9 protein-coding genes are annotated in these 13,210 nt (G+C 39.6%); 5 read left to right on the top strand and 4 right to left on the bottom strand.

The genetic code is table 11. From position 1 onward, the window contains the following. Positions 1–332 precede the first annotated feature (332 nt). Both ACR5KR_RS22090 and ACR5KR_RS22085 read left to right on the top strand, forming a co-directional pair. Entirely contained in the window at positions 333–1,070 is a 738-nt protein-coding gene (locus ACR5KR_RS22090; protein WP_448268043.1) for an SDR family oxidoreductase, read from the top strand. A 367-nt stretch (positions 1,071–1,437) separates the two neighbouring features. Next, positions 1,438–1,572, top strand: coding sequence for a hypothetical protein (locus tag ACR5KR_RS22085; RefSeq protein ID WP_448268042.1), 135 nt, complete (start codon positions 1,438–1,440; stop codon positions 1,570–1,572). Here the strand turns inward: ACR5KR_RS22085 and ACR5KR_RS22080 are convergent. Beyond that, positions 1,556–1,852: an ABC transporter substrate-binding protein gene (locus ACR5KR_RS22080; RefSeq protein WP_448268041.1), complete on the bottom strand. Its 297-nt coding sequence runs from the start codon at positions 1,850–1,852 to the stop codon at positions 1,556–1,558. The two genes, ACR5KR_RS22085 and ACR5KR_RS22080, sit on opposite strands and share 17 nt — an antisense overlap. Before the next feature lie 83 nt (positions 1,853–1,935). Between ACR5KR_RS22080 and ACR5KR_RS22075 the strand changes: the two genes are divergently transcribed. The 3 genes from ACR5KR_RS22075 to ACR5KR_RS22065 all read left to right on the top strand — a co-directional run bounded on the left by ACR5KR_RS22075 (position 1,936) and on the right by ACR5KR_RS22065 (position 7,916). Beyond that, the gene (locus ACR5KR_RS22075) at positions 1,936–4,386 is read left to right on the top strand and encodes a hypothetical protein (RefSeq protein WP_448268040.1); all 2,451 of its coding nucleotides are present in this window, start codon (positions 1,936–1,938) and stop codon (positions 4,384–4,386) included. A 457-nt stretch (positions 4,387–4,843) separates the two neighbouring features. Next, positions 4,844–7,057 carry an alpha-glucan family phosphorylase gene (gene glgP, locus ACR5KR_RS22070; RefSeq protein ID WP_448268039.1) on the top strand — a complete coding sequence of 738 codons (2,214 nt, stop codon included), beginning with the start codon at positions 4,844–4,846 and terminating at the stop codon, positions 7,055–7,057. Between the two features lie 103 nt (positions 7,058–7,160). Further along, positions 7,161–7,916, top strand: a complete 756-nt coding sequence (locus ACR5KR_RS22065; RefSeq protein ID WP_448268038.1) for a Uma2 family endonuclease — start codon at positions 7,161–7,163, stop codon at positions 7,914–7,916. A gap of 120 nt (positions 7,917–8,036) precedes the next feature. On the opposite strand, the gene ACR5KR_RS22060 is transcribed toward ACR5KR_RS22065, so the two are convergent. The 3 genes from ACR5KR_RS22060 to ACR5KR_RS22050 all read right to left on the bottom strand — a co-directional run bounded on the left by ACR5KR_RS22060 (position 8,037) and on the right by ACR5KR_RS22050 (position 13,052). Continuing rightward, positions 8,037–10,178: a hypothetical protein gene (locus ACR5KR_RS22060; RefSeq protein WP_448268037.1), complete on the bottom strand. Its 2,142-nt coding sequence runs from the start codon at positions 10,176–10,178 to the stop codon at positions 8,037–8,039. Between the two features lie 558 nt (positions 10,179–10,736). Continuing rightward, positions 10,737–12,773, bottom strand: a complete 2,037-nt coding sequence (gene ligA / locus ACR5KR_RS22055) for an NAD-dependent DNA ligase LigA (protein WP_448268036.1) — start codon at positions 12,771–12,773, stop codon at positions 10,737–10,739. A gap of 87 nt (positions 12,774–12,860) precedes the next feature. Then, positions 12,861–13,052 carry a hypothetical protein gene (locus ACR5KR_RS22050; protein ID WP_448268035.1) on the bottom strand — a complete coding sequence of 64 codons (192 nt, stop codon included), beginning with the start codon at positions 13,050–13,052 and terminating at the stop codon, positions 12,861–12,863. Positions 13,053–13,210: the final 158 nt, after the last annotated feature.

Genomic DNA, 13,210 nt, shown 5'->3' with positions numbered 1-13,210 from the left:
ATATGGACGCGGCTTACTTATCGCACTACGTGTCTTAAAAATCTTCTTTTTTTATTCTCCATATTTAAAAATAGGGGCTTCGTAACTTGTTGGGGAAAAGAACATTAGTGTATTGCCCTTTCCCCTTCCCCTTTACCCTTTTCCCCAAACCCGATTCCGAGTTAAAAATGCTTTACCCGAGAAGTATTGTAGCGGTTTGGATTAGTTATGTTGACCATACAAAAACGTCGATCGAGTATACAAACTAGTTGATATGGTTAAATAATGCTGAGTTCATCTGAAACAGCACCCGATGTTTCACGAGCCATACTCAATAATCCCCAGGAATAAATATGTCTCTGATTGAAAACAAAGTGGTAATCATCACCGGAGCCAGCAGTGGGTTAGGCGAGGCAACTGCCAAGCGACTTGCTGCTAGTGGAGCCAAACTGATGCTGGCTGCCAGACGCGAAGATCGGCTCAAAGAATTGGTTGGAGCGATCGCTAAATCAGGAGGGACTGCAACCTATCAAGTAACGGATGTAGCAGATAGCGCCCAAGTGGAAGCTTTAGCCAAGGAAACTTTGAGTACATACAGCCGGATCGACGTGCTAATCAATAATGCCGGATTGATGCCGCTTTCTGCCCTCGACCAAGTAAAGGTAGAGGAGTGGGAGCGGATGATCGATATCAACATTAAGGGCGTTCTTTATGGAATTGCTGCCGTGTTGCCGATTATGCGTCAGCAAAAGTCTGGTCACGTTATTAACCTATCATCAGTGGCCGGACATAAGGTGTTTCCGGGAGCAGCCGTCTACTGTGCCACTAAGTACGCAGTGCGGGCGATTTCTGAGGGGCTGCGGTTAGAGTCAAATGGTGAAATCCGTTCGACTAATATCTCACCAGGAGCCGTTGCCACCGAACTGGCTAACACGATTACCGATAAAGACGCAGCAGCGGGAATTAACCAACTTTATGAAATCGCCATTGATGCAGATGCCATTGCCCGTGCGATCGCATACGCCATTGAGCAACCCAGTGATGTTGATGTGAATGAAATCATCATCCGTCCGACACGTCAAGAACTTTAAATTTAGGCTTACAGAGCAAGCATTCGGCTCAGATAGCCACACGATATCTTGAACGCGCGAGTGAGTATACAATCTGACTAAAAAAAACTCTGTGTACCTCTGCGCTTTCTTTCTTTAGGGTCGCTTTGCGTTTAAAAACGTAACTAGACTTCTTGGCATTTGTAGGGGAATTGGGTTTGGGGTAAAGGGGAAAGGAATGGAATTTCCTTTTACCCTTTAACATACACCCTTTTCCCAACCGGAAAGCAAAAGTCACTTTTGCAAAAGGTCTACTATTTTAGGCAAAGCTGTATAAATTGTCAGTGTCAGATTAATAAGTCCAGTTTTGCTTAGTCTGTAAACTGTAGTAGCGTGGCAAGCAAAAAAATTGTGCATTAACAAAGTCTTGTGGGATGGGCGTCTCGCCCGTCCGGTGCGGGCTTTTCGGCCCACACCACAAAAAAATTTATTGCAACAATTTAGCCTTGCCACGCCAGTAGGCTTTATCACCTATGCTTTCTAAATCTGCAATGGGCAAGAGTAGCTGTGTAGAAAACCCAAATCACCCAAGCATCGATTTCACCTCGGCAAAATCGGGGCAGCGCCTTCGATTGTGTCAAATAAACTGGTTCAATGCCACTAAAATCGAGTCCGACTTTTGCTTGCGATCGCACAAACACATGATAAGCGCTTGAGCCTTTGTCAAAAGCGAGCTTTTTACCCTTTAGGTCGGCCAGCGTCTGAATCGGCGAATCTTCCGCTACTAGAATCTCTTGACCTTTGGAAGCGGTATAGGTCTTCACTATACATATTTATTTTGGTATTAATAAAAGTCGATACATGACAGATATATAATTGTTTCAACTTTGTTTTTGAGCAAATAAATATGAGTAATTTTGACCATTCTCAGTATCGAAAAGATTATCTCATTTTATTAGTAATTTGGCTGATAGCACTAGCTATAGATAGAACTTGGTTTTTCTTAGATGACTCGATTCCAGCCTACGATCAAAGCGCACATTTAGCTACAGCATTACGTCATTATGAAATTTTTCAAAACTTCAATATCTTTTCAGGAGATTGGTGGTTATCTCTGTGGCAATTAACTCCGAGTTATCGCGCTCCTTTTGTATATATTTGCACTGTCCCATTTTTGATGTTGTTTGGCCGTGGATATGACCAAGCAAGTTTGGTCAACTTATTGTATACTGCAATGATTATAGTTTCAGTATATCATTTAGGTAATTTTTTATTTGACAATCGAAAAATTAGCATAACTGCCAGCATATTTTGTGTGTTATTTCCTATTTTAGGAATTATTCGGACAGATTATTTATTAGATTATGGTTTAACAGCAATTGTTACAGTAACTTTTACAGTCCTGACAATTTGGAAAGATAGTTATATTGGGTTTTTCTCATGGGCATTAACTATCCTATTGGGCGTTGGAATAGGTTTAATCTTGTTGGCTAAACCGACAGGTTTTATTTTTATTTTAGTTCCTAGTATTTGGGTATTAATTAGTTTTATTAGAAAACGTAGATTTATCAAACTAATTCAAGCTTGCTTATCTTTGATAATAGCTTGGTTAATTTGTAGTTTTTGGTATGGCTTAAATTGGTTAACAATTATTACATCAGCATTAAACGCTAACCACGTTGGAAAAAGCGAGGGCGATCCTTCGCCTACAACTATTGCTGGATGGCTATACTATCCACAAATGATCCCAGAAAGCGTTGGTTTACCAATATTATGTGCGAGTATTGGCATTTTATTGGTTTATCTGATTAAATATAAATCTACTACTAATTTAATTTCAGCAAATCTCCATAAATCGGCTCGAATTTGGTTATTAGTTACCTTAGTAAGTAGCTATATAATTTGTTCTTTGGGCACAAATAAAGACATTAGATTTATTCTGCCATGCTTTCCAATAATTAGTTTAATATTGGCGGATTTATTTAATTTAGTTGAGAATAGATATTTTGATAGACTGAGATTAGCCACTTTAGTATTAAGTTGCATAGTTTTACTAAACAATTTGTTTCCATTACCCTTAATTCAAGCATGGGGTGGTAGACATCTACCTAATAATGATGCTAAAGAATATCCTCTAGAAAAATTGATACACAAAATAACCGAAACTAATTTATATTTAAGGTCTAATTTAGGGGTAATTCCTGTTTCTACACCACAGATAAATGAGTATACTTTAAATTATTTTGGGGCATTAGCAGATTTTCGCGTATCTGGTAGAAAATTAACAACCAAATTATCTCAGATAGAGCAAGATTTACAATATTTTTGTTGGTATATTACTAGGGATAATGAACCATATAGACCTGGAGAAAGTGGAGAGACTAAAAGGAAATTAAAATCTTTAGTCGAATCTTCTACTGATTTGAAATTACAGGGTGATTGGATATTACCTCATGGAGATAAAATGCGTTTATATAACTGTAAAAATCCTCCTGTAACTGTTGAAAAAATCAATAATAGCGAGTCTGCAATTAGTTTAGAAAAAGTGGCGATTTCTCAACAATTAATTTTAGATAAAAACAATCCTGTAAACTATGAAATAACAGGTTCATGGAATGATTTGCAAAATGGTATATTACTGTTAAAATGGCAAAATGGCCAATCATCCTGGTATCACGATCACGCTATTGGTTTAGGTAATTTATACTGTGGCATCAAATGTCATCCTGAAGGAACTTTCCGAGTGAAAGAAGCTTTAGCTACATTTATTCCGAAAACACTACCACTAGGAAAATATCAGCTATCAGCACTATATTTAGATAGAAGAAACAACAAAACCACATCTTTAAATATTCCAGATACTACTGTAAATGTGACAGATGTAGGAACAGTAGAAAAATCGCCAGCTTTAGATTTAGTTACCCGAACTTCACAGCTAGCGCAAGAGTTACAACAGGGTAAATTAAATAATATCTTTGCGCAGATAGGTCATTTCAATCAATACGATCCCACTCAGGATTATTTAAAACAAATTGATTTTGCGGCTAATTATTATCTGCAAACGGAGCCAAGTAATTTAAATTGGCGTTACACTTTAGTCTTATCACAACTTTTACAGCGCCAAGTCCCAGAATTAATCCAAAATTTAAAAGAATTAACTAAATATGATGCTCAAAATCCTTACACATGGATTTATTTAGCTTTTGTTTATTTATATAATTTTCAACCTACACAAGCTGAACCAAAATTAGCGATCGCAGAACAATTAAAACCAGATATACCAGAATTAAAAACTTTAAAAACCGTAACAAATGTTATGAAATTTTTGCCACTACAATGGTTTACTACCAAGGAATAAAAGAAATTCAGATAAAAAGCATTATTAGGATGCAAGTAGCTGTAGTTAAAAATTGACTATTATCAAGACATATAAATAACTTTAGTTGCTGATTGTAAAAATGTAAATAAATATTTACAATACAATAAAAAAAGTAAAATAATGTCAACGAATTTGATAGAAAAAACATATTAAATCTGTCCAAAAGTAGAGATAATTTTTAGAAGACGAAAACAATACAAACCATTTACTTGGATAAGGTTTGATGTCGAGAAACTGTTCCAACTTCAGGGGAGAATTCAGCACGTGAAGGCTCCGGTGTTATAAACCTGAAGAGTAAATAAAAGGGACTGGGCATGGAAAAGAGGCATCGGGCAGGGTGCAAAAGGGAAAATTCTCCCTTGCTCCCTGCTCCCTTGCTTCTTCCCCAGTTCCCGATACATAGAGAAAAAGTTAAGCGCGAGGACATAGATTTAGTATGGCTAATAGCAGTGCAATCACCGCAGCACGACACTTGAGTGAAAAGTTACCTTCACCGCTCAAACGTTTAGCAGATTTGGCTTATAACTATTGGTGGAGTTGGAGTGGCGATCGCATCTCTCTATTCCAAAGCATCGATCCCCAAGAATGGGAACGCTGTGGGCATAATCCAGTCGCAATTTTAGAGTCGGCAACTTATGAGCGTCTGACGCAATTAGCAGAAGACCCATTTTATCTAAAGCAGATATCCGCCCTCGCGCGTGAATTTGACCAATACATTAACCAGCAAGATACCTGGGTTAGTCGAGTTGCACCGCAAGTATCCAAACAGCATCCTATTGCTTACTTTTGCGCCGAATTTGGCATCCATGAGTCTCTACCCGTCTACTCTGGTGGTTTAGGAATTCTCGCCGGGGATCACTTGAAATCATCATCAGATTTGGGTGTGCCGTTGGTTGGTGTTGGCTTGTTATACCGCCAAGGTTATTTTCGGCAACGCTTGAACCGCCAAGGTTGGCAAGAAGATTATTATATTGACAATCCCTTTGGCCACATGCCCTTAGAGTTGATTAAAAATGAGCAAGGGGAATCGCTGACTATCGAGTTACAAGTTCGCCAACGAGTTGTAAAAGTGCAAATCTGGCGAGTGCAAGTTGGGCGAGTCACCTTATATTTATTAGATAGCGATCGCCACGATAACGATCCCATTGACCGTTGGCTAACGGGACACCTATACGGTGGCAACTTGGAAACCCGCATTGCTCAAGAAGTAGTTTTGGGAATTGGCGGTGTTCGCGCCCTACACGCTTTGGGAATTGAACCTTCTGTTTATCACCTCAATGAAGGACACGCTGCATTCTGCACCTTAGAAGTTGCGCGGGTAGAAATTGAGCGGACTGGTAAATCGTTCTATGATATCGAAGCCAAGGTACGGAATAGTTGCGTATTTACCACTCATACCCCCGTTCCCGCTGGTCATGATGTCTTCTCACCCGATTTAATCGATTCCTTCTTTGCCAGCTATTGGCCGCAATTGCGACTTTCTCGCGAACAATTTTTAGCATTGGGTGCAAGGCGATTGGGCGATCCTTGGGAACCCTTTGGCATGACCGTTTTAGCATTGCGGATGTCGCGTGCTTGTAATGGCGTAAGTGAATTGCACGGTCAAGTTTCCCGTAAAATGTGGACAGTTCTCTATCCGCAGCGATCCGAAGATAAAGTACCAATTGGTTACATTACCAATGGCGTTCATGCACCCACTTGGACTGCACCCTTGTTAGGTGACTTATATGAGGAATATTTGGGAGAAGATTGGAAAAATCGCGCCGTCGATCCCAAAATGTGGGCTAAAGTTGACGAGATTCCCGATGAAGAATTGTGGTCGCGGCATCTCATTCTCAAAGAAAGATTGATTGCCTTCACCCGTTATAAGGTAAAGAAATCACGGGAGTTGCGTGGCGAAAATTATGAACTCATTCAAGCAACAGAAAAATTACTCGATCCCAATGTCTTGACTATTGGATTTGCCAGACGCTTCAGCCCTTATAAACGCGGGGATCTGATTTTGCGCGATGCCCAACGCGCACTGAAGATTTTTGGTAATGCTCAACGTCCAGTACAAATTATCTTTGCAGGTAAAGCGCACCCAGCCGATGAAGAAGGTAAGCGGATTATCCAACGCTTGATGGAGTGGTGTCACAATTCCGGGATTATCAACCGAGTTGCCTTTATTGAAGATTACGACATTTACACTGGTCAAAAATTGGTGCAAGGCGTGGATGTTTGGTTAAATAATCCCCGTCGTCCTTTGGAAGCGTCTGGTACAAGTGGACAAAAAGTCTGCTTCAACGGCGGTCTTAATTGCAGCGTTTTAGATGGCTGGTGGTGCGAAGGCTACCAAACAGGGCCCGATGGTAAAGGAATTAACGGTTGGGCAATTGGTGAAGATGCTCATACTAGCGATCAAGAATTGCAAGATGGGATTGATTCGCGATCGCTTTATCAGCTATTAGAAGAAGAAATCGTTCCTCTATACTATGACCAAGATGCCCAAGGCATTCCTCACCGTTGGGTGCAAATGATGAAAACGTCCATTAAGACGAATGCGCCGTTATTCAACACCGACAGGATGATTGCCGACTACGTTTCACAGGTGTATGTGCCAGAGATTTCTAAGAGTGTGGAACCGATTTTAGCTAAAGTACTGCTTTAGAGCATTTTTACTTTCCTGGTTAAATAGGGGGCGGGTTTTCTGCCCCTTTTTTTGCTCCTAGTATCGCTTGCGATAAGATCGAGAATAAATTCGTGCTGTGTTTATGGCAACCCAACTCAGCCAAGCCAAATCACCAACAGAACTGGTAATCTCTTGGGAAGCCTTACCCAAAGATTTTCAACTAGAGGATGAACCAGTGGAGAATACCGGTCAGCCACTTTTAGCTGGTGCTTTGCGTGAAAGCCTAGAAATCAGTGGATTCATCCAACCCCAGATGTTGATAGCTTCAAACTTTGGTCTTTGTGCGACAGTCAACGAGCAATTTATTGCCAAGGCACCACACTGGGTTTATGTGCCGTCGGTTAATCAAGTGGTGGCTAACCGTAAAAGTTATACACCCAATTTAGAAGGAGATATTCCGGCGATCGCGATCGAATTTTTATCCGATACTGACGGTGGAGAATATTCGGTCAAGCGAACTTATCCACCAGGAAAATGGTTTTTCTACGAGCAAATTTTGCAAATTCCCATCTACATAATTTTTGAACCTGATGGCGGTTTATTAGAATATTATCAACTGGAAAATAAACGCTATGAGTTAAAGCAACCTGACGAAAATGGTCGTCATTGGATTGATGTAATGGGCTTATTTTTGGGAACTTGGCAAGGAACAAAAGAAGCGCGAACTGGTTATTGGTTACGCTGGTGGGATCGAGATGGTAATTTATTACCGTGGGCTGTAGAACAGATTGAACAAGAACGCCAACGCGCAGAAGTTGAACGCCAGCAAAAAGAACGACTAATTGCTTACTTACAATCTCAAGGTATTGACCCGAATAACTTGCCCCCGTTTGAGTAGAGGCAATTTCAAAGTCCCTCTCCCAAGCTTGGGAGAGAGATTTAGGGTCGGAAATCTGCGGCTTATAAATCGAAGAGGATTATTACAGAAATTCTAAATCATTATATGAATTAATACTCATCACTCTGGAAATATCTTTTTTAGTTCAGAAATAATATCAGAGTGGCTTGTTTTCCATTCTTCCCATGCATTTTGAATAGCTTCTTTTTGTTCTTGAGTTAATTGCCAAGAAAGTGGAGGATTAATTTTACCACGAGGGAATTTAATGGGAATATGCATAATTTGTATTCCTTTTTGGCAAGATTTATCTTTTAAAAATTGCTGCACTTTTTCCGGCTCATCATGCTTGTAGCCGCATTTATACTTGTCTGTCAAAAGTTCTATATTTAATGTATTGCCTTCGTTTTGTGTATCACTACGAACATTTAATAAAGCGAGCAATGAACCAATAACTTCCATCTGCCATCCCGGAGCGCCTTTTTCTTTTTGGGGATTCTCATCATCAGGAAAAGCATTTATTTGGATTAAAACAACTTTTTTAATTTGGGAAGATTGCTCAGATTCTAATAGTTGATTCAGTAAATCTATGCTAGTACCAATACCAAAGTTGTCAAAGTAACCACCATCACCTATATGATAATTCCATCTAGTGTCTTGACTAGGACGACACACAGGAGATACATAAGGAAAAGTGGCAGATAATCTAGCGGCTGTCGTCACATCAATATCATATTCTGGATAAAGGGTATTAAAATCTATAGATTTGCAATCCTTATGCGGACTAAAAGTCATTGGACTAACTAAAAAACGCCGTCCATCTTCAACTAAAGTTGCATTAAAAATAGGAATAGGAATAATTCCTTGGTCAATTTTGTCACTCCAGCTACCTAAACTTGCATTGGGATTTTTCATTTCCCCTTTCCAATCTATTTCGATAGCAGTACCACGGTCTTGCTCAGTTGTAGTATCTTTCTCTTTTGGTACGACAAAAGGTAAACCAACAAAACGAAGTAAATCTGGATAAGCAAATCCCCAGCCTGTAGCATCCAAACTATCTTCTGTAGCGCTTTGAAAAATCTGTTTTAATTGATTTTCTTCTGGATAACCCCGATCTCCAAATCTATCCAAATAAAACATTGTTCCGACAGAACCACCAGAAACCGAACTTATCCAACCAATAGCTTTGGTAAATTTAGATCCAAGTTCTTGCTGTAAACCAGTCAAAACTTTAGCTGTCCATCCAGATGCTTGAATACCTCCACCACTAGCACAAACTACTACTAAAGTTTTATCTTCAGTTTGTTGATTTTTCAGACGTTGAGAGATAACATTTATCCACTTTTCTTTTGCTGGTTTTAGCCAGTTATTTTTTGAGTATATTTTGTAAAAATGGTCTACCTGAAAAATAGCATAAGAACCAGATGAAATTGCTAAAAATAATAGCAATGTAGGTATGCGAGACACATCAATAAAGTAAGAAATTCCTCCTATCCACACTACAATAACTGACAAAATGAGAGTAATATAAAAAAGAGCAGGAGCTTCAAACCTATTACTAATTGGGTGAGGTTTCAAGATAAAATAACCTAACCCATAAACAATTAATAGAAAAACTGAAAATACGGTGATTGCAGCAATCCCGTAAGATAAATTACCATCTACATCTACATAACCCCTTTGTATTCTTTCTGGTAAAAAATAAATTATTTTCAATAAAACCTGTTTTAAAAACTGATTATGTTCAAAAAAATACTTGTTAAAGTAATTGGTTATTAACAATAAAGCTCCTGCAATGATGCCAAATATAATTCCCCAACCTTCCCAGCTACGATCTGCTTCTTGTATTTCTTTTTTAGAAAGCTGAGTTGCCTTGATGGCAATTGGAAGACTTAAGATAATAGCGATTAAATATTGGAGAAATACTGGAATTACTTGCTGCTGAGGTACATCAAAACGAAGATGAGAATTATACAAGATGATATCGAAAACTTGTATCGTAGCCAGTCCTGCTAAAACTGCACCTCCAATAACTACAACCAACTGATTATTAGCGCGCAGTACAAATAAGTTTTTTAACATTGCTGATAAACCAGGATTCACTGAAATTGTTGGCAAGAATAACAGCAATAAACCAACAATTATAGGTACTCGCAAAAAGAAAATATATTGCAATACACTGTAAAAGTTTTGTAGCATTAAACTCAGGAATAATAGTCCCAACCACAAGACAATGCCGTTAAAAACCTGTTGTCTTTTGTTCATAACAAATCTCTGTAAATATACAAAAATTTAATTGTTTTTGTTCGTATTGGCTTATATCTTGCACCCAGCTTTCAGATAAATGAGATTGAAGAATTCAGGAGTCACAATGGGCTAAACGCCCCGCTACCGCTAACAGGAGCAAAGCCGGAGACGCTCCGCCTTTGCTCACTCCGGTGAGAATCAAGACGCTTGTAGACTCGCTCTAGAAGCAAGATATAAGCTAATAAAGTTTGATACACAAGAAGATATCAAAATTCCGCAAAAGGGATTATGAAGTTATATTTATACCAATTCTCTAAAATCTGGCAACAGATTCAAACCCCGAAACCCAGATCATACCTGACTTTCTTAATTACGAATTGGTATTAGTTAAGTATTAAGGAGTGCTAAATATGTATTGATACCAGAGTCGAAAAAATATAAAACATAAGCAGATTTTATCACCCAAGAAAATAATACAGGTTGGAGCGGTTATACTTTTGAGCTAATTGATAAATATGGATTAATTGCCTGGATTCGTTCCCGAAATATATAGCTTTCCAGGCTATTTACCTGATTTTAATCTTTAAGCATCTCCAACAATTGCGTCTCATTTAACTGCGCAATTCCCAAGGAAATTGCTTTGTCTAACTTGGAACCGGCATCTTCTCCTAACACTAAATAATCAGTTTTTTTACTTACTGAATCAGTTACTTTTCCCCCAGCTTTTTGAATCAACGCCTTCACTTCATCTCGCTTCAAAGTTGGCAATGTACCTGTAATTACAAAAGTTTTACCTGCGAACTTTTGATTACCATCCCCAACTATTTTTGTTTCCTCAGTAGCTGTTAATTGCAATCCTTCTGCTTGCAAGCGTTCTATCAACCTTTGGTTAGCATCAATCCGAAACCACTGGTACACAGATTGAGCAATTTCAGCACCAATACCATAAATGCCTTCAATATCTGATTGCTTTGCTGTTGCTAACTGCTCTACAGTAAAATATTTCTGAGTCAACAATTGAGCGTTGACACTGCCAACATGACGGATGCCTAAACCATACAATACCCTTGACCAAGGTTGATTTTTTGACTGAGCGATCGCATCCACTAATTTCTCTGCCGACTTTTTCCCCATCCTTTCCAATGCAGATAACTTCTCTGCTGTCAACTCATATAAATCGGCAACACAATCCACCAAACCTTTATCAACGAGTTGATATACCAGCTTTTCGCCCATACCTTTAATATCCAAGGCATCACGACTTACCCAATGTTCAATGGAACCTTTAAGAATCGCCGCACAGGAAGCATTGACGCATCGAGTCACCGCCTCACCGGATTCTCGCACCACTAATTGACCGCAGACTGGACAATGGGTGGGCATAACGAAAGGTTCGGTGTCAGCAGGACGGAGTTCTTTGATTACCCTTAGCACTTCTGGAATGATTTCCCCAGCTTTGCGGACAATCACAGTATCGCCAATGCGGATATCTAATTGAGCAATGCGATCGCTATTATGTAAAGTGGCGCGGGAAACTGTTGTTCCCGCCAGTTGCACCGGGCGCATCTCTGCTAATGGCGTTAATGCCCCTGTTCGTCCCACATTTACAGCAATATTTTCCACACGGGTAGGTGCTTCTTCGGCTGGGTACTTTAAGGCTACTGCCCATCGGGGAAATTTTTGCGTAAATCCTAGCTGTTCCTGAAGTTTAAAAGAATTCAGCTTTACTACTACCCCATCAGTCATATAAGGTAAATTCAGCCGTTCCGTATCCCAGTATTCGTAATATTTTGCCACTTCTGCGATCGAAGCACAGAGTTTGTGTTTGGGGTTGACTCGAAAACCCATCTTTTCCAACAACTCCAACGCTTCCCATTGGGTATTAGCAATACTGGTGTCATCCCTACCAGGAATGTGCAAGGTGTAGCCAAAGAAATCTAAGCGCCGTTTAGCCACTATGCGGGGATCTAATTGCCTGAGTGTACCAGCTGCGGCATTGCGGGGATTGGCAAATAATTGCTCGCTGGCTTTTTGCCTTTCTTCGTTGATTTGTTTAAATACTTCCAACGGCAAAAACGCCTCGCCTCGCACTTCCACCCTTTCGAGAATTTCTAACCCTTCAAAATTCAAACGTAAAGGAATAGAGCGAATTGTCCGTACATTTTGGGTAATATCTTCACCCGTTACCCCATCACCCCTAGTTGTCCCTCTAACTAGAATGCCATTTTGGTAAGTTAGAGCCAAAGCAGAACCATCAATTTTCAGTTCGCTGACATATTCCACTGAATCTATTTTCGGTACTTGTCGCCGCCAACGCTGATCCCATGCTTGCAACTCATCAATATTGAATGCATTCTCCAGACTATACAAGGGGATATTGTGCCGCACCGAGGTAAACTGTGTTGCCGGTCTCTCACCTACGCGCTGAGTCGGACTATCGGGTGCTGTCAATTCTGGATATTGAGTTTCTAATTGTTGCAATTCTCGATATAGCTGGTCATAGATTGCATCCTCCATGATTGGAGCATCTAGGACGTAATAAGCATAGCTTGCTTGTTGCAATAACTGGCGCAATTCTTCTGTGCGCTTTACTTCCGGCTTAATCTGTGTCATAAAATTATAAAATATCTAAGACAAGGCTAACAAATCATACATTTGTACTATACAAAATTTTGGCTTTTGAGCCATATCCCCCGCTACCTAATACTTGCATAGGGCGATCGCATCGTAAACTTCAGTAGTAAGCTTCCCCTGAGTACTAAGTATAATTTTACGGGTAAAAAATTTAGAGCGATCGCGAGTCAATAAATCGCTATATAAAAGAATGTAGAGACATAGCAATGCTACGGCTCTACAAAGGTAATAACGCATATTTAATTTCACAGAGTCCATTAGAAAACTGGGTTGAGTAGCTGTAAATAGGCGAAATTATCTTTAGGATGGGACATCACCAAACCTCTTGCAAAAGTAACTTTTGCAAGAGGGGGGGAAAGGGAAAAGGTAAAAGGGAAAAGGGTTTTTATGAGCCGCTTTCCCCTGGTTGGTGAGCT

It is taken from the genome of Nostoc sp. DSM 114159, from assembly GCF_053470285.1.
The sequence above is the reverse complement of the archived record's forward strand: the minus strand, read 5'-3'. Positions and strand labels throughout refer to the sequence as shown.

Excerpts from the sequence above, each read along its gene's own strand:
- ACR5KR_RS22090 (WP_448268043.1), top strand. The coding sequence starts at position 333 with ATGTCTCTGATTGAAAACAAAGTGGTAATCATCACCGGAGCCAGCAGT.
- ACR5KR_RS22075 (WP_448268040.1), top strand. The coding sequence starts at position 1,936 with ATGAGTAATTTTGACCATTCTCAGTATCGAAAAGATTATCTCATTTTA.
- glgP (WP_448268039.1), top strand. The coding sequence starts at position 4,844 with ATGGCTAATAGCAGTGCAATCACCGCAGCACGACACTTGAGTGAAAAG.
- ACR5KR_RS22065 (WP_448268038.1), top strand. The coding sequence starts at position 7,161 with ATGGCAACCCAACTCAGCCAAGCCAAATCACCAACAGAACTGGTAATC.
- ACR5KR_RS22060 (WP_448268037.1), bottom strand. The coding sequence starts at position 10,178 with ATGAACAAAAGACAACAGGTTTTTAACGGCATTGTCTTGTGGTTGGGA.
- ligA (WP_448268036.1), bottom strand. The coding sequence starts at position 12,773 with ATGACACAGATTAAGCCGGAAGTAAAGCGCACAGAAGAATTGCGCCAG.
- ACR5KR_RS22050 (WP_448268035.1), bottom strand. The coding sequence starts at position 13,052 with ATGGACTCTGTGAAATTAAATATGCGTTATTACCTTTGTAGAGCCGTA.